Origin of the sequence: Mesorhizobium sp. L103C119B0, from assembly GCF_000502235.1 — a bacterium.
Lineage (GTDB): Bacteria > Pseudomonadota > Alphaproteobacteria > Rhizobiales > Rhizobiaceae > Mesorhizobium.
In genome coordinates, this window is sequence record NZ_AYXE01000008.1 from 47657 (window position 1) to 69450 (window position 21794).

The window sequence follows — 21794 nt, forward strand, 5'->3', positions numbered from 1 at the left end:
AGGATTAGTCAGCGAACGGATGGGAGCCGGGTACATGAACGGCGCGCATTTTAGCCGGCACTAAGATGCTGAGTTTTCTTGACAAACGGCTTACGGGCGGGCGGCGGCGGCGTCAGCCTTTGTGCTTACAAGAAGCTCTGCGGATCGATGTCGACCTGCACGCGGACCGAGCCGCGCTGCTTCGGCCCTTCGGCCAGCATGGTGCGGATGAAGCCTTGGATGTCGGCGCGCTTTTCACCCTGGATCAGCAAACGGAAACGATGGCGCCCACCAAGCAGCGACAGCGGCGCCTCGGCCGGGCCGAGCACGAACAGGTCGCTGGCCTGGGGTGCTGCACGGCGCAGGCCGCGCGCGTGGCCTTCGGCCTCGGCCCGCGTCACCGCACTGACGATGACGCCGGCAAGCCTGCCGAAGGGCGGCAGGGCTGCCCGTTCGCGCTCAGTGATCTCGCGTTCGTAAAAGGCCTCGGCATCGCCCGAGACGATCGCCCGCATCACCGGATGGTCCGGCTGGAAAGTCTGCAGCAGGCCGAGGCTCTTCTTGCCGGTGCGGCCGGCGCGTCCAGTCACCTGGCTGAGCAATTGGAAGGTCCGTTCGGCGGCGCGCGGATCGCCATTGGCGAGGCCGAGATCGGCATCGACGACACCGACCAGCGTCATGTTGGGAAAGTTATGGCCCTTGGCGACCAGCTGCGTGCCGATGACGATGTCGGCCTCGCCATTGGCAATGGCCTCAAGCTCCAGACGCAGCCGGCGCACTCCACCCATCAAATCGGACGACAGGACGATCGTGCGCGCGTCGGGGAAATGCGCCACGACTTCTTCAGCTATCCGCTCGACGCCAGGCCCGCAGGCTACCAGATGGTCGAGCGTGCCGCATTCCGGACAAGCCTCCGGCCGCTTCTCATTGTGCCCGCAATGATGGCAGACGAGTTGGCCGCGAAAGCGGTGCTCGACCAGCCAGGCCGAACAAACCGGGCAGCCGAAGCGGTGGCCGCAGACACGGCACAGCGTCAGCGGCGCATAGCCGCGCCGGTTGAGGAACAGCAGCGACTGCTCCTTCTTCTCCAGCGTACGTTGCATCTGGTCGATCAGCAGCGGCGACAGAAAGCCGCCGCGGGCCGGCGGCGCGCGCCGCATGTCGATCGTCTTGAGATCGGGAAGCGCGGCTTCGGCAAAGCGCGCCGACAGCACCGCCCTGCTGTAGCGGCCCTGCTGCGCATTGACCCGGCTTTCGACCGATGGCGTCGCCGACGCCAGCACCACCGGGAAGCCGCTGATATGGCCGCGCACCACCGCCATGTCGCGCGCATTGTAGAAGACGCGATCCTCCTGCTTGTAGGCGGGGTCGTGCTCCTCGTCGACCACGATCAGCCCGAGCTCGCGGAACGGCAGGAACAGCGCCGAACGCGCCCCGGCAACGACGCGCACGCCGCCTTCCGCCACCTGCCGCCAGACCTTTTCGCGCATTCGGGGCGGCAGATCGGAATGCCATTCCGCCGGCTTGGCGCCGAAACGCTGCTGGAAGCGTTCGAGGAAGGCATGCGTCAGCGCGATCTCCGGCAGCAGGATCAACACCTGCCTGCCCTGGTCGAGGGCTGCCGCCACCGCCTCGAAATAAACTTCCGTCTTACCCGAGCCGGTGACGCCGTCGAGCAGCGTGACGTTGAAAGCAGCGGCCGCGACATTGGCGCGCAGCATGGCGGCCGCGTCTGCCTGGTCCGGCATCAGCTCCGGCATGGCGTAGGAGGGATCGGGCGCGGCGACCACCGGTCGAGGCGGGATCATCACCGTCTCGAACACGCCTTGCGCCTTGAGTCCCTCGACCACCGTCGACGACACGCCCGCCGCGTGCGCCAGGCCGGATCGCGTCCAGGCAAGCCCCCCTTCCGCCGTCTCCAGCACGCGCGTCCTGGCATCCGTCATCCGGTCGGGCATGACGAGGGTCCGCTGCAGGCCCTCGATCCATGGTTCGGGATCGAACGCCTCCGGCGCGCGCAACAGCATGCGCGCCACCATGCCGGGCGGCGACAGCGTGTACTGCGCCAGCCAGTCGACAAAGCGGCGCATGCCGCGGTCGATCGGCGGGCAGTCGAAGACCTGTTCGATCGGGCGCAGCTTTTTGGCGTCGATATTCTCGACCGCACCATCCCAGACGATGCCGGCAACCTGGCGCGGACCGAGCGGCACGCGCACGATCGAGCCCGGCACCACGCGCATGCCGGCGGGCACAGCGTAGGTGTAGGGCCGTTCGGCGGGCATCGGCACCAGCACCGGCGCGGCTGCGACAAAGGGCGAATCTTCGATCATCGGGCGTGACCTTGCCCCGACTTTGGTCTAGATCAAAGGGCAACCCCGAATGTGCATGGCATGCACATGGAAATCTTTCAGGAGACCCCCATGAAATTTTTTGTCGACACCGCTGACATCAAGGACATCAAGGAACTGAACGACCTGGGGCTGCTCGACGGCGTGACCACCAATCCCTCGCTGATCCTGAAATCCGGCGGCAAGATCGCCGAGGTCACCCAGCAGATCTGCGACATCGTCAAGGGCCCGGTTTCGGCCGAGGTTGTTGCGGTCGAATACAAGGACATGATGGCCGAGGCCAACATCCTGGCCAAGATCGCCGACAATGTCTGCATCAAGGTGCCGCTGACGCTCGACGGCCTGCGCGCCTGCAAGACGATCCGCACCGAGATGAACCGCATGGTCAATGTAACGCTGTGCTTCTCGGCCAACCAGGCGCTGCTGGCGGCCAAGGCCGGCGCCTCGTTCATCTCGCCCTTCGTCGGCCGCGTCGACGATACCGGCGCGGACGGCATGGAACTGATCCAGGAGATCCGGCAGATCTACGACAATTACGATTTCGACACCGAGATCCTCGTCGCTTCGGTTCGCACCGTGAACCACGTCAAGCAGGCAGCCCTGATCGGCGCCGATGTCGTTACCGCGCCGGCCGCGACGCTGAAGGCGCTGGTCAAGCACCCGTTGACCGACAAGGGCCTGGATCAGTTCGCTGCCGACTGGGCCAAGACCGGCCAGAAGATCGGCTGAGATCGGTTCGATACAAACGAAAAAAGGCCGGGAAACCGGCCTTTTTGTTGCGGACTGCTAAAAGTCTAGTTGGCAGCGCCAGGGAATGCTCAGGCCTTCTTGCCGTGCCTGACCAAGTCCTGGGCGACCGACAGGCTCACCATTTCAGCCAGTTCACGCGCGGCGCGGTTCTCGGCGTCGAGCTGTGCCCGGTAGGAGGCGAACTCCTGCGTCGGCTTGTCGAAGGATGATGGGATCGACCGTTTGCCGGTTGCGATCACCACGCCGGTCCTGGCATCGGTCAGCACATAGTTTGCGGTCAGCGTCACCGTGCCTGCCGTCGGCTCGTCTTCGTCGGTCTGGATCTGCACCACCGCGGCCGATTCGACCAGTTCGGTGACGCCGAGATCGAGCATGTAGACCGGCGCCGGCGGCTCGCCGGCGCCTTGGCCAAAGGCAAAGATCAGATTGTTGCGGACCTGCTGGGCGTAGCGTGTCTTGACCGGCTTGACCGCGATCGACGCCAGTTCCGCCGAAGCGCTGACCGTGGAACCGGCGCTCAGCGGCGCGCTGGAATAGAGCGGCCTCACCGTGCAGGCCGAAACCAGCGCCACCGAGGCGACCATGCCGTACAGCGCTGCGCGGCGCAGCAATAGCGTCGTCTTTTCCAGATCAGGCCCCATCCTTCTGAAGTCAAGCAACGACATTGACGATCCTCTGCGGCACGATGATCACCTTACGGGGCGCCTTACCTTCCAGCGCTTTCTGCACGAAGTCGAGAGCCAGAACCGCTTTTTCGACCGCACCTTGGTCCGCGTCGCGGGCAATTGTCAAATCGCCGCGCTTCTTGCCGTTGACCTGGACCGGCAGCACGATCTCGTTGTCGACGACCAGCGCCGGATCATAGACCGGCCATGGCCGTTCGGCGACCAAATCGGTGCCGCCCAGCGTGTGCCAGCACTCTTCGGCCAAATGCGGCATGACCGGCGCGACCACATGCACAAGAATCTCCACCGCCTCGCGGCAGGCGCCTTTCAGCGCCGCGTCGGCCTTGCCCTCGGCGACGTCGTTGAGCGGCGCGGTCAAGGCATTGGCCAGTTCGTAGATGCGGGCGATGGCCCGGTTGAAGCCGAGCTTCTCGATATCCTCGCCGATAGCCTTTAGGATCTTGTGCGCGGCCTTGGAAACGGCGCCCGCCTCGCCCTCCGGCGCCGCCTGCGGCTTGGCGCCGTCAAGCGTCTCGGCGGCAATGGACACCAGGCGCCAGACACGCTGGATGAAGCGATGTGCGCCGGCGGCGCCATCGTCCGTCCACTCGACGTCGCGCTCGGGCGGCGAATCCGACAGCATGAACCAGCGTGCGGTGTCGGCGCCGTAGCCGTCGGTGATGTCTTCCGGGCTTACCGTATTCTTCTTCGACTTCGACATCTTTTCGAGTGAGCCGATCGCCGCCTCTTCGCCGGTGGCGATCTCGATGGCGCGGCGCTTGCCGCCGACATCCTCGATCCTGACCTCAGCCGGCGACAGCCAGCGGCCATTGTTCGACGCACCGCCGACGCGGTAGGTCTCATGCACCACCATGCCTTGCGTGAACAGGCCCTTGAATGGCTCGGCCAGGTCGAGATGCCCGGTCGCGCGCATGGCGCGGGTGAAGAAGCGCGAATAGAGCAGATGGAGGATCGCGTGCTCGATGCCGCCAATATACTGGTCGACGGCCAGCCAGTCATCGGCAGCCTTGGGCTCCGTCGGCTCATTGGCCCAGGGCGCGGTGAAGCGCGCGAAATACCAGGACGAATCGACGAACGTGTCCATCGTGTCGGTCTCGCGGCGCGCATCCTTGCCGCATTGCGGGCACTTCACATGCCGCCAGGTCGGGTGGCGGTCGAGCGGATTGCCGGGACGGTCGAACTCGATGTCGTCGGGCAGCTTGACGGGCAGGTCGGCCTTCGGCACCGGCACGACGCCGCAATCCTCGCAATGGATCATCGGGATCGGGCAGCCCCAGTAGCGCTGACGCGAAATGCCCCAGTCGCGCAAGCGGAAGTTCACCTTGCGCTCCGCCATTGGCCGCCCGCCTATGGTCTTCTGCTCCAGGAGCTTTGCCACCTCGTCGAACGCCTGCTCCGGCTTCAGGCCGTCGAGGAAACGCGAATTGATCATCACGCCGTCATCGACATAGGCCTCTTCCGTGACATGGAAGGTCTTGGCGTCGGCATCTTCCGGCATCACCACCGGGATCACCGGCAGGCCGTACCTGTTGGCGAAATCGAGGTCGCGCTGGTCGCCCGACGGGCAGCCGAATATGGCGCCGGTGCCGTATTCCATCAAAACGAAATTCGCGACGTAGACCGGCAGGGTCCACGAGTCGTCGAACGGATGCACGACGCGGATGCCGGTGTCGAAACCTTTCTTCTCGGCCGTCTCCAGTGCGGCCACCGACGTGCCCATATGCCTGATTTCGTCGATGAACTTGGCCAGATCGAGATTGGTCTCGGCGGCCTTCCTGGCCAGCGGATGGTCGGCGGCGACCGCCATGAAGGAGGCGCCGAAGATGGTGTCGGGCCTGGTCGTGTAGACTTCCAGTTCGTGCGCATCGCCGATCGGAGCGGCCAGCGGCCAACGGATCAGCAGCCCTTCCGAGCGGCCGATCCAGTTCTGCTGCATCAGCTTGACCTTTTCCGGCCATTCGCCGAGGCCGTCCAGCGAATCCAGCAGGTCCTGCGCGTAATCGGTGATCTTGAAGAACCACTGCGTCAGCTCACGCTGTTCGACCAGCGCGCCCGAACGCCAGCCACGGCCGTCGATGACCTGCTCGTTGGCGAGCACGGTCATGTCCTCCGGGTCCCAGTTGACCTTGGAGGATTTGCGGGTCACCAGCCCCTTCTCGACGAAATCGAGGAACAGCATCTGCTGGCGGTGGTAATAGTCGACATCGCAGGTGGCGAACTCGCGCGACCAGTCCAGCGACAGGCCCATCATCTTGAGCTGCTCGCGCATGGCGGCGATGTTGGCGTAGGTCCATTCCTTAGGATGGACCTTGTTCTGCATCGCCGCATTTTCGGCCGGCATGCCGAAAGCGTCCCAGCCCATCGGGTGCAGCACGTTGAAACCCTTGGCTCGCTTGTAGCGCGCCACCACGTCGCCCATCGTGTAGTTGCGGGTGTGGCCGATATGGATCTTCCCCGAGGGATAGGGGAACATCTCCAGCACGTAGTATTTCGGCTTCGGGTCGTCGTTCTGCGCTTCGAACAGCTTCTTTTCGGCCCAGGCTTTCTGCCATTTGGGCTCGGACGCGCGCGGATTATATCGTTCGGTTGCCATCGGATGATTTTCACTTAAAAGCAGGCGCAGACCGCCGGACAAGGCCCGGTGGCCAAGGTAAATGTCGTCGCGGTGTTCACCATGGATTGCCGGACCCGTCAACTGCGGCGAGCCGGCGAGCGCGATTAAAGACAGGCAGGATATAGGCATGGCCAGCGCCGTCGAACAGTTTTTCGCCGTCAAGACGAGGATCGCTGCCGCCGAGCGCGAGGCCCGCCGTGACGCCGGTTCGGTGACGCTGGTTGCGGTGTCGAAGACTTTTGAGACCGACGCCATCCGCCCGGTCATCGAAGCAGGCCAGCGCGTCTTCGGCGAAAACCGCGTGCAGGAAGCGCAAGGCAAATGGCCGGCCTTGAAAGCGGAATTCCCTGATATCGAACTGCATTTGATCGGCCCGCTGCAGTCGAACAAGGCGAAGGAAGCCGTCTCGCTCGCCGACGTCATCGAGACCGTCGACCGCGAGAAGATCGCCGCCGAACTCGCCAAGGAAATCGTGCGCCAGGACCGCACGCCGAAACTCTACGTCCAGGTCAATACCGGCTCGGAGCCGCAAAAGGCCGGCATCGAGCCGCGCGACGCCGTTGCCTTCGTTGCCCGCTGCCGCGATGTCCACGGCCTCGCCATCGAAGGCCTGATGTGCATCCCGCCGGCGGACGAAAACCCCGGCCCGCATTTCGCCCTGCTGGAAAAGCTCGGCAAGGAGGCCGGCGTCGCCAAACTGTCGATGGGCATGTCCGGCGACTACGAGACCGCGATCGCCTTCGGCGCCACCAGCGTCCGGGTCGGCTCGGCGATTTTTGGGAGCCGGTAGTCGTCGGCTTCGCGAGACACCTGTCGATCCCCGATTTTTCGAGCTAATGTATCGAGCACATCCGGCCGAGTTAGCGAGGACTATTCTTCTTGGACTGGCACCTCAGGGACGCGAGAAACAATCTTTCGAAGCTTGTACGACAGGCGCACGAAGAAGGGGCGCAAACCATCACCTTGCGCGGAAAGCCGGCTGCCGTCGTATTATCTCCTGATGACTATGACCAACTGATCGGCGCAAAGCCTTCGCTTGCCGAATATCTCCTCTCCGGTCCCGCGTGGGACGACGATTTCGACGAGGAGGTCAACCGCCGCTCAAAGACGATCATCCGGCCCGTGGAATTCTGATAGATTTTTCGGCATGAAGATCATCTCGCGACGGTTGACGGGCTCTATGGGCCAACTGCTTTAGGTCCATTGTGCCACCACTGGAAACGAAACGCACCGTTCCTATTTGCTTGGCGTCATCACACATCTGCTGGAGCCGCCACCATGCGCTACAATCAACTCGGAAATACGGGGATGTTCGTCTCCGAACTGTGCCTCGGCACCATGACCTTCGGCGCCGCCGGCGAGAATGCCCAATGGGGCCTGATCGCCAGCCTCGACCAGAAGGGCGTCAACGACATCGTTGCCCGTTCCATCGCCGCCGGCGTCAATTTCTTCGACACGGCCGACGTCTATTCATTCGGCCAGTCCGAACGCCTGCTTGGCCAGTCGCTCAAGGATCTTGGCGTCAAGCGCTCGGACGTCGTCATTGCCACCAAGGTGCATGGCGCCATGGGCCAGGGCCCGAACGAGCGCGGCTCTTCGCGCGGCCACATCATGGATTCGGTCGAGGGCAGCCTGGAGCGGCTGCAGCTAGACCATATCGATCTCTACCAGCTGCACGGCACCGACACCGTGACGCCAGTCGACGAGACGCTGCGGGCGCTCGACGATCTCGTTGCCAGCGGCAAGGTCCGCTATGTCGGCGTCTCCAACTGGGCGGCTTGGCGCATCTCTAAGGCCCTCGGCATAGCCGAGCGCAAGGGGTTTTCCCGCTTCGAGACCATCCAGTCCTATTATTCGATCGCCGGCCGCGACCTCGAGCGCGAGATCGTGCCGCTCATCAACGAGGAAAAGCTCGGCCTGATGGTGTGGTCGCCAATGGCCGGCGGCCTGCTGTCGGGTAAATACGGACCGGGCGCGCCCGGCAATGGCGAGGGCCGCCGCGCTGCCTTCAACTTCCCGCCGGTCGATGAGGATCGTGCCTGGGCAGCCGTCGCAGTCATGCGCGACATCGCGAAAAAGCACGATGTCAGCGTCGCTACGGTCGCGCTCGGTTATGTCCTGGCCAAACCTTTCGTCATGAGCGTCATCATCGGCGCCAGCCGCATGGAGCAGCTCGAGCAGAACCTTGCCGCCACTGAGCTGAAGCTCGACGCCGACGATCTTGCCAAACTGGACGAAGTCAGTGCGCTGCCGGCCGAATATCCCGGCTGGATGCTGGAGCGCCAGGGCGCCGGCCGTCGCCCGGCTCCGTTCGCCCCGAAGAAGTAGTTCGATCGCTGTCAGTTGGATTTGGGGAGCCGAGTCGGCTCCCCAAATCGTTTAAGCCATCCGCACGCTCTCAACCAGAAAGTCCAGAAAGGCCCTTACCCGCGCGGGCAGGTGCCGGCCCTGGCCGACATAAACGGCGTGGGTGGGCTCCTCGTCGCCGGGATTGAAATCCTCCAGCAGCGCCGTCAGCCGCCCCGCCGCAATGTCATCAGCCACATGCCAATGCGCCAGCCTGGCGACGCCGGCGCCGCCGACCGCCATCAGCCGCATCGACTCGCCATCGCCGACCAGCGCGTTTCCGACGATCGGCACCATGACGGCGTTGCCGGCCGCGTCGACAAACGACCAGCCGTCGACATACCGCACGAAGTCGAAAGCCATGCGATTGTGCCGGTCGAGATCGGCTGGAATCAGCGGCGTGCCACGCGTCCTGAGGTAGGACGGCGCTGCAACGACCGTCATCCGGGTTTGCCCGAGCTTGCGCGCCACCAGCCGCGATTCGCCGAGCGGCCCGGCGCGGATGGCGACGTCGGCACGCTCAGCCATCAAATCGATGACGCTGTCGGTCAGCACCAGATCGACCGAAATCCCGGGGTAGCGTTCGAGGAAATCAGGCAGCAGCGGGATCAGCCGATGCACCCCGAAGGGCACATAGGAGTTGACGCGCAGCCGTCCGCGCGGCGCGGCACCCACGGCCGCCTCGCGCTCGGCCGCCGCCATATCGGCCAAGATGCGCACCCCGCTGTCATAGAACGCCGTCCCTTCCGGCGTCAGCTGCAGCTTGCGCGTCGAGCGGGTGACCAGCCGCGCGCCGAGCCTTGCCTCCAGTCGCGCGATCAGCTTGCTCACCGCCGACGGTGTCATACGCAGCGAACGAGCCGCAGCCGAGAAGCTGCTCGCCTCGACGACGCGGACGAACACTTCGATCTCGCCGGAACGGTTGATGTCGGGTCTGGCCATCTGTGAATCTATTTCACAGGAAATATGCCCAAGGCAAGTCTGGTTCACAAGGCGTGCCAACACGATCTTTCGGATCGGGGCGCGGGTTTGAACAAGGCGCTCGTCGTCGAATGCTTGTCTTCGAAGTGGAAACCGCCATGCCTCTTGCTCTCTACGCCCTCGCCGCCGGCGCCTTCGGTATCGGTGTCACCGAATTCGTCATCATGGGCCTGCTGATCGATGTCAGCAAAGATCTCGGCGTCTCGATCTCGGCCGCCGGCCAGCTCATTTCGGGCTACGCGTTGGGCGTCGTCATCGGGCCGCCGCTGTTGACCATCGCCACCGGCAACTGGCCGCGCAAGACAGTGCTCTTGGCGCTGATGGCCATCTTCACGCTCGGCAATCTCGCCTGTGCGCTGGCGCCCGACTACTGGACGCTGATGGGCGCCCGCATCATCACCGCCTTTGCCCATGGTACCTTCTTCGGCGTCGGCTCGGTGGTCGCCACCGGCCTGGTCGCGCCCAACAAGAAGGCCTCGGCGATCGCGCTGATGTTCACCGGTTTGACCATTGCCAACATACTCGGTGTACCCTTCGGCACCTGGCTCGGCCAGGCCTTCGGCTGGCGCGCCACCTTCTGGGCCGTAACGCTTGTCGGACTGGCAGCCTTCGCCGTCATCCTGCTTCTGGTTCCACGCAGCCAGGAAGCCCCTGAAAAGTCCAATTTGCGGGTCGATCTCGCCGTGCTGCGCCGCACGCCGGTGCTGCTCGGCCTTGCCACCACCGTGCTCGGCTATGCCGGTGTCTTCGCCGTCTTCACCTANTACATCGCCCCGCTGCTGACCGAAATCAGCGGTTTCAGGGAAGCCGCGGTGTCGCCGATCCTGCTGGTCTTCGGCGGCGGTCTTATCGCCGGCAATCTGCTTGGCGGCAAGGTCGCCGACCGCTAGTTGGTGCCGGCGGTGCTCGGCAGCCTCGTGGTGCTGGCGTTGGTGCTGGCCACAATGACCTTCGCCGTCCACAGCCAAATCCTGGCCGTCATCTATGTCGGCCTGCTTGGTGCCGCCGCCTTCGCCACCGTGGCGCCGCTGCAGATGTGGGTGCTGGAAAAGGCGCAAGGCGCGGGCCAGAGCCTCGCCTCGTCCTTCAACATCGCCGCCTTCAACCTCGGCAATGCCGCCGGCGCTTGGCTTGGCGGCGCGGTGATTGCCCATGGCCTCGGCCTCGGCTCACTAACCTGGATCGCCGCTTTGCTGCCGGTCGCGGCTCTTGGCGTCGCTGCCCTGGCGCTGCGCCTCGATCGCGCCCCCACAATCGGGGCGCCGGTCTGCGCCCAGTCATGAGCATCACGCGCAATCCTTCTTCGACATCATCAAGGAGCATAAAATGGATTATCGACGTCTCGGCGCATCGGGCCTGAAAGTGCCCGCACTCTCTTTCGGCGCCGGCACTTTCGGCGGCTCCGGGCCGCTGTTCGGGGCCTGGGGCAACAGCGATGCCAAGGAAGCGCGGCGGCTGATCGACATCTGCCTCGAGGCCGGCGTCAATCTGTTCGACACCGCCGACGTCTATTCGAACGGCGCCTCCGAGGAAGTGCTTGGCGATGCCATCAAAGGCCGCCGCGACGCGGTGCTGATCTCGACCAAGACTTCGCTGCCGATGGGCGACAGACCGGCCGACTACGGCTCGTCGCGCTCGCGGCTGATCAAGGCCGTCGACGCCGCCCTGAAGCGCATGGGCACCGATTACATCGACCTGTTGCAGCTGCACGCCTTCGATGCCGGCACGCCGATCGAGGAGGTGTTGTCGACGCTGGACGACCTCGTGCGCGCCGGCAAGCTGCGCTATGTCGGCGTCTCCAACTTCTCCGGCTGGCAGGTGATGAAATCGCTGGCCGAGGCCGACAAGCATGGCTACCCGCGCTATGCCGCACACCAGGTCTACTATTCGCTGGTCGGCCGCGACTATGAATGGGAGCTGATGCCGCTCGGTATCGACCAGGGCATCGGCGCGCTGGTGTGGAGCCCGCTCGGCTGGGGCCGCCTGACCGGCAAGATCCGCCGCGGCCAGCCCCTGCCGGAAAAGAGCCGGCTGCACGACACCGCCGATTTCGGCCCGCCGGTCGCGGACGAACATCTCTACCGGGTCATGGATGCGCTTGATGCGATGGCTGAAGAGACCGGCAAGACCGTGCCGCAGATCGCCATCAACTGGCTGTTGCGGCGCCCGACCGTGTCCTCGGTCATCATCGGCGCCCGCAACGAGGAACAGCTGCGCCAGAACCTCGGCGCCGTCGGCTGGGCGTTGACGCCGGAGCAGGCCAAAAAGCTCGACAAGGCAAGCGAAGTGACCGCGCCCTACCCGTACTTCCCCTATCACCGCCAGGAAGGTTTCGCCCGGCTGAACCCGCCTGCGGTGTGATCGCCGACGCTGCCAAATCTCCCCCTCGAGGGGGAGATGTCGCCGAAGGCGACAGAGGGGGTCGCCGCGCGTGGAGCGCTAGCCCCCATCTGCCGCAGGAGGGTCGCGTCCGGTCGAACCGACCCCCTCTGGCCGCTTTGCGGCCAATCTCCCCCCTCGCGGGGGAGATCAGCTATACTGCCGCTCAGTGCAGCACGAACTCCCCATCCACCTTCCGCCATTCGTTCGGCGCGATCAGCTTCTGGTGCGTGTAGCTGATCGAATGCAGCGGCCCGTCGAGCCTGGCCTTCCAAAACTCGATGAACTTGATCAGCACCGGAAACTTCGGCGCCAGATCGTAATCCTGCCAGATGAAGCTCTGCAGCAGATGCGGGTGGTCGGGAAAATGGTATAGAATCTTGGCCGTGGTCAGGCCATACCCCTTGAGCATCAGGTCCATTTCGGAATGATCGCGCATGACAGCCCCTTGGCCTAGTTGATTCTCCATTCCTCCCAACACCGAATTGTGCGCGACGTTCCTTAACTGTCTATGATTTTCCTGATCCCAGTCGGGTTTTATGCACGAAAACATGCAGTTAGCAGCGACCGCTGCCGAGTGCTGATACAACCGAAAACGGAAGCTGCGGCATCCCGCCACGCGAATCCAACGTCTAATGTTGCCGTCAGCGCGGAACTGTTAATAATGCCGCCGAATTCGCGGCTGCGTCGCCGTGATCCTGGCGGTGGTCAAGCCGGCGGGCTCGTTTGGGAGGTAAGTGAAGACATGTCCGAGGTGAAGATCCACCGCGTCCAGCCGGCGTGGAAGAAGAACGCGCTGATCGACAATGACACCTACCTCAAATGGTATGCCGGCAGCGTGAAAAATCCGGACAGGTTCTGGGGCAAGCACGGCAAGCGCATCGACTGGTTCAAGCCTTTCAGCAAGGTCAAGAACACCTCCTTCGACGGCAAGGTCTCGATCAAATGGTTCGAGGACGGCGAAACCAACGTCTCCTACAACTGCATCGACCGCCATCTGAAGAAGCGCGGCAACCAGACAGCCATCATCTGGGAAGGCGACAATCCCTACGACGACAAGAAGGTCACCTATGACGAGCTTTACGAGCATGTCTGCCGGCTCGCCAATGTGATGAAGAAGCACGGCGTCAGGAAAGGCGACCGCGTCACCATCTACATGCCGATGATCCCGGAAGCGGCCTACGCGATGCTGGCTTGCACCCGCATCGGCGCCATCCACTCGATCGTCTTCGGCGGCTTTTCGCCCGACGCGCTGGCCGGCCGCATCGATGACTGCAAGTCGACCTTCGTCATCACCGCCGACGAAGGCCTGCGCGGCGGCAAGCCGATCCCGCTGAAGGAAAACACCGACAGAGCGATCGAAATCGCCGCCAAGGCCGGCACCAAGGTCGATAAGGTGGTCGTCGTTCGCCGCACCGGCGGCAAGACCGGCTGGGTCCAGGGACGCGACATCTGGTACCATGACGAGATCGCCACGGTGAAAGGCGACTGCAAGCCGGAGAAGATGAAGGCTGAGGATCCGCTGTTCATCCTCTACACCTCAGGCTCGACCGGCAAGCCGAAGGGCGTGCTGCACACCACCGCCGGCTATCTCGTCTATGTCTCGATGACCCACCAATATGTCTTCGACTACCATGATGGCGATATCTACTGGTGCACCGCCGATGTCGGTTGGGTCACCGGCCACAGCTACATCATCTATGGCCCGCTCGCCAACGGCGCCACCACGCTGATGTTCGAGGGCGTGCCGAACTACCCCTCGCAGTCGCGCTTCTGGGAAGTCATCGACAAGCACAAGGTCAACATCTTCTACACCGCGCCGACGGCACTGCGCGCGCTGATGGGCGCCGGCGACGAACCGGTGAAGAAGACCTCGCGCAAGTCGCTGCGCGTGCTGGGCTCGGTCGGCGAACCGATCAATCCGGAAGCTTGGGAGTGGTATTTCAACATCGTCGGCAACGGCAAGGTGCCGATCGTCGACACATGGTGGCAGACCGAGACCGGCGGCATCCTGATCACGCCGCTGCCCGGCGCCACCGACCTCAAGGCCGGTTCGGCGACGCGGCCCTTCTTCGGCATCAAGCCGCAGCTGGTCAACGGCGAAGGCAAGGTGCTGGAAGGGGCGGCCGACGGCAATCTCTGCATCGCCGATTCCTGGCCCGGCCAGATGCGCACGGTCTATGGCGATCACGACCGCTTCGTGCAGACCTATTTCTCCACCTACAAGGGCAAATACTTCACCGGAGACGGCTGTCGCCGCGACGCCGATGGCTATTACTGGATCACTGGCCGCGTTGACGACGTCATCAACGTTTCCGGCCACCGCATGGGAACGGCCGAGGTCGAATCGGCGCTCGTCAGCCATGAGAAGGTGTCGGAAGCAGCTGTCGTCGGCTATCCCCACGACATCAAGGGCCAGGGCATCTACAGCTACGTTACCTTGATGAAAGGCGTGGAGCCGAGCGAGGAACTGCGCAAGGAGCTCGTGGCCCATGTCCGCAGGGAGATCGGCGCAATCGCCTCGCCCGACAAGCTGCAGTTCGCGCCCGGACTGCCGAAAACCCGCTCCGGCAAGATCATGCGCCGTATCCTGCGCAAGATCGCAGAGGACGATTTTTCCGCGCTCGGCGATACCTCGACACTGGCCGATCCGGCCGTGGTCGATGATCTGATCGCCAACCGCCAGAACAAGAAGGGCTGAGGGGATTTGATGGCTGCACTGGGCGCAGTCACGGAGCTCTGGCGTTACCCTGCAAGTTCGCTTGCCGGCGAACGCCAGGACGCCATTTCGGTCGGCCTTGAAACCATCGACGGCGACCGGCTGTTCGGCCTTGTCGATGTCTCGGACAATGAGATCGCGCGGCCCGACCGCGACGCTAAGTGGCACAAGGTGCCGCGCATCCGCACCCGGCTGAGCAAGGACCGCAAGCTGGAGATCGCCGTTCCCGACGGCGACTGGCTGGTAGCGCCGGGCGCTGAATGCGACAGCGCCGTCTCGACCTATCTCGGCTTCGCCGCCTCGATCCGGCCGTTCAGCCAGGACAACGCTCCCGGCTACACCGGCCCGCTGACCGCGGCGCGCTACCGCAAAGCGCCGATCCATCTCTTGACCACCGCATCGCTGGCCCGGCTCAAGGCGCTGCACCCCGAAGGCATTCCCGATCCGCGCCGCTTCCGCCCCAACATCGTCGTCGACATGGCGGCGGTCGAAGGCTCGTTTCCCGAGACCGAATGGATTGGCCGCAAGCTTGCCATCGGCGACCTGCTGGTGACCGTCTCGGAGCCGTGCCGCCGCTGCGGCTTCACCATCATCAGCCAGGACGGCTTCGACCACGATCCCGGCATCCTGCGCAATCTGGTCCGCCACAACGCCCATAATCTCGGCGTCTATTGCACTGTGGACAGGCCTGCCCGTGTCGAGATCGGCGCGCCGATGCGGTTCGTGTAGGCCTCTGCCGCGAGGCAGCGAATCGCAGACCTTGGAAAGCGTGGGGTTCGGCCCCGAATCCTATCCCTACCGATACAGATCCGCCCGTGTCGGCGGCAGCCCGCTCGGGCCGCGTGCGCGTTTGGTGACGACGGTCTGAAAAATCTGCGCCGAGGCGCGCTCGAAGGTGATCGAGCAGCCGGTGAGATAAAGCAGCCACAGCCGTGCCTTGGCCTCGCCGACTTCGGCGACCGCCTCGTCGAAGCGAGCCTGTAGCCGCTGGGCCCACAGCCGGCAGGTGCGCGCATAGTGCTCGCGCAGATTCTCGACGTCGTAGACCAGGAAGCCATGCGCCTCCAGATTGCCCAGCGTCATGCCGATCGTGTCGAGTTCCCCGCCGGGGAAAATGTATTTGAGCAGCGCCTTGAACTCCGGCCCCTTGCGCAAGGTTTTCTTCAAGTCGCCCTTGCTTCGCCTGGTGATGGCGTGGTGCAGATAGATGCCGCCGGGCTTCAGCAAGCGATGGATGGTCTTGAAATAGCTGGCGTGGTTGGCGAGGCCGAGATGCTCGAACATGCCGATCGACGATATCTTGTCGAAGGAGCCTTTGAGTTCCGCATAGGATTTGATCTCGATGGTGATGCGGTCCTGCAGCCCTTCGGCGCGGATGCGCTCGCGGGCGAGATCGGTCTGCGCCTGCGACAGCGACACGCCATGGCCGACGACGCCGTAATTTTTGGCCGCATGGATCAGCATGGCGCCCCAGCCGCAGCCGATGTCGAGCAGCTTTTCGCCCGATTTCAGCCTGAGCTTGCGGCAGATATGGTCGAGCTTGTCGGCCTGCGCCTGGTCGATGCCATTGGCGAAATCCGTAAAGTAGCCGCAGCTGTAGACCATGCGCTCGTCGAGGAAGAGCCGGTAAAAGGCATTCGAAATGTCGTAGTGATGCTGGATCGCCTCCTGGCTCGACCCGCTGACATAGGGGTTGCGACCCGACAGATCGGTGCGTGCACTCATCTGCTTGCGTGACAGGAGCACCGCCGGCAGGTCGCGCAGGATCGCCAGCTTCGGCAGCGACTTGAGCTTGGTCCTGAGCTTGCCTTGCGACGGCAGTGCATAAAAATCGAAAATCGTCCCGTCTTCGATGTCTATCGTCTTGGAAATCCACATCTCGATCAGCGTCGACAGTGATGGCCGCTTCACCACCTGCCAGACGATGTCCTGGTCGTTGATAGTGAGCACGGGCCCGGTGGCGGGACCGATCCGCTCGCCGGTCCACAGCTTGACCGCAAAACCCGGCTTCAGCGTTTCGATCACCGTTCGCACGATGCGCGCGGCCTTCTCGGCTGCCTCCATGGCAATCCTCCCGAGTCCGGACAATCCACCTTGCATGGATTTTGCCCGCCCTCGCGGCTCTTCGCAACCCGGCGCAAAAGGCGGCTCGCCAGCTATTTCAAATCGGCATCTTGTTTTTTGCTGCAACGCACCCCATCATCTGGACGTGTTCAACAAATCGAAAGGAGGTGATCCGATGTCGAGTGATTTCGTTTTCCAGAACGTGGCCTCAGCGGATTGCACTTTCGGGAAGCAGTCTTCCCGTTAAGGCGCGATAAGCGCGGCGGGTGACCTCGGTCGCCGCCATTGGCCGCGCCACGGACGGAAACACGGAAGGCCGCCGGCTTCGTCAAGAAGCGGCGGCCTTTTCCATTTCAGGATTGTGTGTCGAAGCGGATCAGAATCCGGTCACGCCAGCATCCGCGCGCTCACCGTCTTGTCGACGCCGTGATAGGGCGGGTTGAACAGATTGCCTTCCTGCTCATAGGTCCAGACCTTGAACAGCGAAAGTTGGTGCGGGCCGAAGCTGTGCAGCAGCGGCACATCCGTGGCATCACGACCGCGCGCGATGACGACGCGGCCTATCCTCGGACGATTATGACGCGGGTCGAACGTATACCATTTGCCCTCGAGGAACACTTCCATCCAGGCTGAAAAATCCATCGGCGCCGGATCTGCCGGCACGCCGATGTCGCCGAGATAGCCGTTCACGTAGCGGGCCGGGATGTTCATGCAGCGGCAGAGCGTGATCGCCAGATGGGCGAAGTCGCGGCATACGCCAACCTGCTCCTCATGCGCCTGGGCCGCGGTGCGCGTCGACCGCGCATAGCCATAGCCGAAGGACAGCCGGTTGTGGACATAGTCGACGATCGCCTGCACCCGCGCCCAGCCGGAGGGAACATGGCCGAAAAGCTGCCAGGCCAGACTGCTCAGATGATCGGTCTCGCAATAGCGGCTGCCGAGGAGGTAGCCGAGCACATCGTCCGGCAGTTCCGCCACCGGCACTTCCCTGGCCAGCGTGTTGACCGCGTCAGGCTCCCCGCTGTCCTCGACGGCTGCGTCATAGAGAATGCGGAAACTGCCGGCGGGTGCGGTGAAGCGGCGGCAGGTATTGCCGAACAGATCGTGATAGACCTTGCTCGGCACTGAAGGCGACGTCAGCACGCGCGTCTGCCGTTTGATGTCGGCCTGACGATCCCTGTGGATATCAAGCAGCGAGATGACCGGCGTGGCGCCGACGCATTCAATGGCGATTTCGTAGCCGAGCCGGATCAGCACAATGATTGCCCCTTCGATCCCGTGGAAAACAGTATGCTCAAAACGCCAGAGGCGGGACCATGGTTCCCTGGAACTATCGAAAAGGCTCTCCCGCGGCTTCCCAGGCAGGCGTGGCGACGTTACGGTCGCACGACATGTTTCGACCCTCCCGAAACGATCCCTAACCCCGTGGAAAATCTGATGTTTGCAGGCAGAAAATTCGCCGCGTTCCTGTTCGATATGGATGGCACGGTGCTCAATTCGATCGCCTCGGCCGAGCGCGTCTGGGCGGCGTGGGCGCTTAAGCACGGTCTCGACGTCGAAGCCTTCCTGCCGACGATCCATGGCGTGCGGGCGGTCGAGACCATCACCAGGCTGGCGCTTCCCGGCGTCGACCCTGTTCATGAGGCGTTTGTGCTGTTGCAGGCCGAGTCGGACGATGTCGAAGGCGTGCTGCCGATCGCCGGCGCCGTGCCGTTCCTCAACGCTTTGCCGCCAGAGCGCTGGGCGATCGTCACCTCGGCGCCGCGCCCGTTGGCGCTGCTGCGCATGCGGGCCGCCGGCATCCCGGTTCCCGCCTTGGTGGTCGCGGCCGAGGATGTGTCGCACGGCAAGCCGGCGCCCGACTGTTTCCTGCTGGCGGCAAAACGGCTCGGCGTCGATATCGGCGACTGTCTGGTCTTCGAGGACGCACCGGCCGGTATCGCGGCGGCAGAAGCAGCGGGCGCGTCGGTGATGGTGATCAGCGCCACTCACCAGCATCCAATGACGACTCAGCACAACTCGATTGGCGGCTACGAAACCGTCTCCATCGCCATCGATGACAGCGGCTGGATGACGCTGGGGGCACAGCGCAGCGCGGCCTGAGGAACTGGAGGACTGGAGGACTGGAGGACTGGAGGACTGGAGGACTGCTATGCGCCTTTTTCTTCAACTCTTCAGTTCACCAGTTCCCCAGTTCTTCCCTTCCTGAACCCCTAGAAATCGCTAGCCAGCCCCTTCACTTCCCAGTCGCCGTAGCGGCCGGGTTCCTTGCCGCCGCGGCCGCCGATTTCCTTCGGCAACGCAGCTTCCTTCTGGCGATACGCTTCACGGCGCGCCTCGGCTTCAGCCAGCGCTCGGCTGGCCGCCGGCGTCAGGTCCTTCTCCCGGTCGGCATCGGCTTTGCTGGGTTGGTCGGTCATGCGATAGTCCGGGCGGATTGAAACGAAGGGCGGCGTTTCCCATCATATAGCCATGAGTTCACCCCGATCGACCTTTTTTTGCCACGGCCGCACAGGGAGCAGATGATGAGCACGCTACGCACCACCATGCTTCTGGCCGCGATGACGGCGCTGTTCATGGGCGTCGGCTTTCTGATCGGCGGCACCGGCGGCATGATGATCGCCTTCCTGGTCGCCGCGGGCACCAATCTGTTCAGCTACTGGAATGCCGACAAGATGGTGCTGTCGATGAACCGCGCCGTCGAGGTCAACGCGAAGAACGCGCCCGAATTCCACGCCATCGTCGAGGCGTTGGCCAAGCAGGCCGGCCTGCCGATGCCCAAGACTTATCTGATCGACAATCCGCAGCCGAACGCCTTCGCCACCGGCCGCAATCCCGAGAACGCCGCGGTCGCGGCCTCGACCGGGCTGCTGGAGCGCCTGTCGCATGAGGAGGTGGCGGCAGTCATGGCGCATGAGCTGGCCCACATCCAGCATCGAGACACGCTGACCATGACCATTGTCGCGACACTCGCCGGCGCCATCTCGATGCTCGGCAATTTCGCCTTCTTCTTCGGCGGCAGCCGCGACAACAACAACCCGTTCGGCTTTGTCGGCGTGCTGGTGGCGATGCTGGTCGCGCCCTTCGCCGCCATGATCGTGCAGATGGCGGTCAGCCGCACGCGCGAATACGAGGCCGACCGGCGCGGCGCCGAAATCGTTGGAAATCCGCTTTGGCTGGCATCAGCGCTTGACAAGATCGCCCGCGGCGCCGAACGCATCCGCAACCCGGATGCCGAACGCAATCCCGCGACCGCGCATCTCTTCATCATCAATCCCCTTCACGGCGAGCGCATGGACAGCCTGTTTTCGACCCACCCGAACACCGACAACCGCATCGCCGCGCTGCAGGCGATGGCGCGCGACATGGCAGGCCGCCAGCCGGCGCCGCGCCAGGCGCCGACGCCAGAGCAAACAGAAGAATTCCCGGCCGATGTCGAGCAAGGCCCGTGGGGCAAGGCAGCACAACCCACGCCGCCGACCAAACCGGCCAAGCCGAAAGCCAATCCGTGGGGCCGCAATCCGACCGGACCCAAAGGTCCGTGGTCGTGAGCGGCGCCAGATCCCGGCCCGCACATTCAGGCGATCGCGAAAACAGCTCGGACGAATTCGTCGCCGGCCTCGCCGCGCGCAAGGCAGCGGCGCGGCTGCTGGCCGCCGTTATCGACGCCAAGACGCCGCTCGACGGGCTGACCGACCACGAGAACGGCCATCCGCAATACAAGGTGCTCGACCTGCGCGACCGCGGCCTGGTGCGCGCCATACTGGTGACCGCGCTGCGCTACCGCATGACCATTGCCGGGCTCCTCGCCCGCCGCCTTGAAAAGCCGCTGCCGCCCAACGCCACAGCGCTGTCGCACATCCTGCATGTTGCGGCGGCGCAGATCCTGTTCCTCGACATCCCCGACAGCGCCGCCGTCGATTTGGCTGTGACCCACGCCAAGTCGGACCCACGCACGCAGCGCTTTTCCGGCCTCGTTAACGGCGTGCTGCGCACTTTGGTGCGCGCCAAGGAGACCGAACTGCCGGCAGCTCTTGCCGCCACCGACGAGGCTCCAAAATGGTTCTCCGACCGGCTGAAGGCCGCCTATGGCGCCGAGATGACCAGACAGATCCTGGCGGCGCATCGCGTTGAGGCGCCGGTCGATTTCACGGTCAAGGCCGATCCCGAACTGTGGGCCGAAAAGCTCGGCGGCATCGTGCTGCCGACCGGCACGGTGCGAGTGGAAAAGCTCAACGCCTCCGTCACCGAACTGCCGGGCTTCAGCGAAGGCGCATGGTGGGTCCAGGACGCCGCCGCCAGTTTTCCGGCGCGGCTGTTCGGCGATGTCAAAGGATTACGCGTCGCCGACCTCTGCGCCGCCCCCGGCGGCAAGACCGCTCAGCTGATCCTTGCCGGCGCCAAAGTCACCGCCGTGGACACCTCGAAGAACCGGCTGGCGCGGCTGACGCAGAACCTCGAACGGCTCGGGCTGTCCGCCGAGATCGTGCAGGCCGATCTGCTGAAATACCAGCCGGCGGAGCTTTTCGACGCCGTCCTGCTCGACGCGCCCTGCTCTTCCACAGGCACGGTTCGGCGCCACCCCGACGTGCCATGGACCAAGACGGCAGCCGACGTCGAAAAGCTAGCCGATCTGCAAGCAAAGCTGCTCCCCCGCGCCGTCACTTTGGTCAAACCGGGCGGTCGGATTGTTTTTTCCAACTGTTCGCTGGACCCGATCGAAGGCGAGGATCTGTATCGCGTCTTTCTGGCCGGCAACAAAACCGTCGCCGACGATCCACTGCAGCCCGGCGAAATCGCCGGCATCGACGCCTTCCTGACCCCGCAAGGCACGCTGCGCACCACACCCGCCGATCTTGACCGTGGTTCGCCAGGGGTTTCCGGCCTGGACGGCTTCTTTGCCGCCCGCATGCGACGTCTAACCTGAC

At 64.0% G+C, this 21794-nt stretch carries 18 protein-coding genes and 1 pseudogene; 11 read left to right on the forward strand and 8 right to left on the reverse strand.

Annotated features, from left to right (window positions below; genetic code table 11):
• Nucleotides 1-125 precede the first annotated feature (125 nt).
• Entirely contained in the window at nt 126-2309 is a 2184-nt protein-coding gene (locus tag X728_RS151225; RefSeq protein WP_023831792.1) for a primosomal protein N', read from the reverse strand.
• A 90-nt stretch (nt 2310-2399) separates the two neighbouring features.
• Between X728_RS151225 and fsa the strand changes: the two genes are divergently transcribed.
• Nucleotides 2400-3056: a fructose-6-phosphate aldolase gene (fsa, locus tag X728_RS151220; RefSeq protein ID WP_023831793.1), complete on the forward strand. Its 657-nt coding sequence runs from the start codon at nt 2400-2402 to the stop codon at nt 3054-3056.
• 89 nt (nt 3057-3145) lie between these two features.
• On the opposite strand, the gene lptE is transcribed toward fsa, so the two are convergent.
• Complete coding sequence (gene lptE / locus X728_RS151215; RefSeq protein WP_023831794.1) at nt 3146-3742, reverse strand: LPS assembly lipoprotein LptE; 597 nt, start codon at nt 3740-3742, stop codon at nt 3146-3148.
• Nucleotides 3729-6356, reverse strand: coding sequence for a leucine--tRNA ligase (gene leuS / locus X728_RS151210; RefSeq protein ID WP_023831795.1), 2628 nt, complete (start codon nt 6354-6356; stop codon nt 3729-3731). The genes lptE and leuS overlap by 14 nt, the downstream gene beginning before the upstream one ends.
• A gap of 148 nt (nt 6357-6504) precedes the next feature.
• On the opposite strand from leuS, the gene X728_RS151205 reads away from it, so the two are divergent.
• From X728_RS151205 to X728_RS151195, 3 genes are all read left to right on the forward strand, one after another.
• Nucleotides 6505-7167: a YggS family pyridoxal phosphate-dependent enzyme gene (locus tag X728_RS151205; RefSeq protein WP_023831796.1), complete on the forward strand. Its 663-nt coding sequence runs from the start codon at nt 6505-6507 to the stop codon at nt 7165-7167.
• 89 nt (nt 7168-7256) lie between these two features.
• A complete protein-coding gene (locus X728_RS151200) occupies nt 7257-7511 on the forward strand; it encodes a type II toxin-antitoxin system Phd/YefM family antitoxin (RefSeq protein WP_023704952.1) in 255 nt (84 codons plus the stop codon).
• Nucleotides 7512-7655: 144 nt separating this feature from the next.
• A complete protein-coding gene (locus tag X728_RS151195; protein WP_023831797.1) occupies nt 7656-8705 on the forward strand; it encodes an aldo/keto reductase in 1050 nt (349 codons plus the stop codon).
• Nucleotides 8706-8756: 51 nt separating this feature from the next.
• Here the strand turns inward: X728_RS151195 and X728_RS151190 are convergent, their stop codons facing one another.
• Nucleotides 8757-9665 carry a LysR family transcriptional regulator gene (locus X728_RS151190; RefSeq protein ID WP_023831798.1) on the reverse strand — a complete coding sequence of 303 codons (909 nt, stop codon included), beginning with the start codon at nt 9663-9665 and terminating at the stop codon, nt 8757-8759.
• 137 nt (nt 9666-9802) lie between these two features.
• Here X728_RS151190 and X728_RS01000000166800 point away from each other — a divergent pair.
• Together X728_RS01000000166800 and X728_RS151185 are read left to right on the forward strand one after the other, a co-directional pair.
• Nucleotides 9803-10987: pseudogene (locus tag X728_RS01000000166800) on the forward strand (MFS transporter).
• A gap of 43 nt (nt 10988-11030) precedes the next feature.
• Nucleotides 11031-12065: an aldo/keto reductase gene (locus tag X728_RS151185; protein WP_023831799.1), complete on the forward strand. Its 1035-nt coding sequence runs from the start codon at nt 11031-11033 to the stop codon at nt 12063-12065.
• Nucleotides 12066-12249: 184 nt separating this feature from the next.
• Here the strand turns inward: X728_RS151185 and X728_RS151180 are convergent, their stop codons facing one another.
• Nucleotides 12250-12522, reverse strand: coding sequence for an usg protein (locus tag X728_RS151180; protein ID WP_023668649.1), 273 nt, complete (start codon nt 12520-12522; stop codon nt 12250-12252).
• A 306-nt stretch (nt 12523-12828) separates the two neighbouring features.
• Here X728_RS151180 and acs point away from each other — a divergent pair, with 306 nt between their 5' ends.
• Together acs and X728_RS151170 are read left to right on the forward strand one after the other, a co-directional pair.
• Nucleotides 12829-14784 carry an acetate--CoA ligase gene (gene acs / locus X728_RS151175; protein ID WP_023831800.1) on the forward strand — a complete coding sequence of 652 codons (1956 nt, stop codon included), beginning with the start codon at nt 12829-12831 and terminating at the stop codon, nt 14782-14784.
• Nucleotides 14785-14793: 9 nt separating this feature from the next.
• A complete protein-coding gene (locus X728_RS151170) occupies nt 14794-15531 on the forward strand; it encodes an MOSC domain-containing protein (protein ID WP_023726118.1) in 738 nt (245 codons plus the stop codon).
• Nucleotides 15532-15597: 66 nt separating this feature from the next.
• On the opposite strand, the gene X728_RS151165 is transcribed toward X728_RS151170, so the two are convergent.
• A complete protein-coding gene (locus tag X728_RS151165) occupies nt 15598-16866 on the reverse strand; it encodes a cyclopropane-fatty-acyl-phospholipid synthase family protein (protein WP_023745350.1) in 1269 nt (422 codons plus the stop codon).
• Nucleotides 16867-17253: 387 nt separating this feature from the next.
• A complete protein-coding gene (locus X728_RS151160; protein ID WP_023831801.1) occupies nt 17254-18123 on the reverse strand; it encodes a transglutaminase family protein in 870 nt (289 codons plus the stop codon).
• A gap of 180 nt (nt 18124-18303) precedes the next feature.
• Here X728_RS151160 and X728_RS151155 point away from each other — a divergent pair, with 180 nt between their 5' ends.
• On the forward strand, nt 18304-18969 hold the full coding sequence (locus tag X728_RS151155) for an HAD-IA family hydrolase (protein WP_023684076.1): 666 nt from the start codon (nt 18304-18306) through the stop codon (nt 18967-18969).
• A gap of 110 nt (nt 18970-19079) precedes the next feature.
• Here the strand turns inward: X728_RS151155 and X728_RS151150 are convergent, their stop codons facing one another.
• On the reverse strand, nt 19080-19286 hold the full coding sequence (locus X728_RS151150) for a DUF1674 domain-containing protein (protein ID WP_023688862.1): 207 nt from the start codon (nt 19284-19286) through the stop codon (nt 19080-19082).
• Between the two features lie 105 nt (nt 19287-19391).
• Between X728_RS151150 and htpX the strand changes: the two genes are divergently transcribed.
• Nucleotides 19392-20417: a zinc metalloprotease HtpX gene (gene htpX, locus X728_RS151145; protein WP_023818258.1), complete on the forward strand. Its 1026-nt coding sequence runs from the start codon at nt 19392-19394 to the stop codon at nt 20415-20417.
• Nucleotides 20408-21793 carry an RsmB/NOP family class I SAM-dependent RNA methyltransferase gene (locus X728_RS151140; protein WP_023831802.1) on the forward strand — a complete coding sequence of 462 codons (1386 nt, stop codon included), beginning with the start codon at nt 20408-20410 and terminating at the stop codon, nt 21791-21793. The genes htpX and X728_RS151140 overlap by 10 nt, the downstream gene beginning before the upstream one ends.
• Nucleotide 21794: the final 1 nt, after the last annotated feature.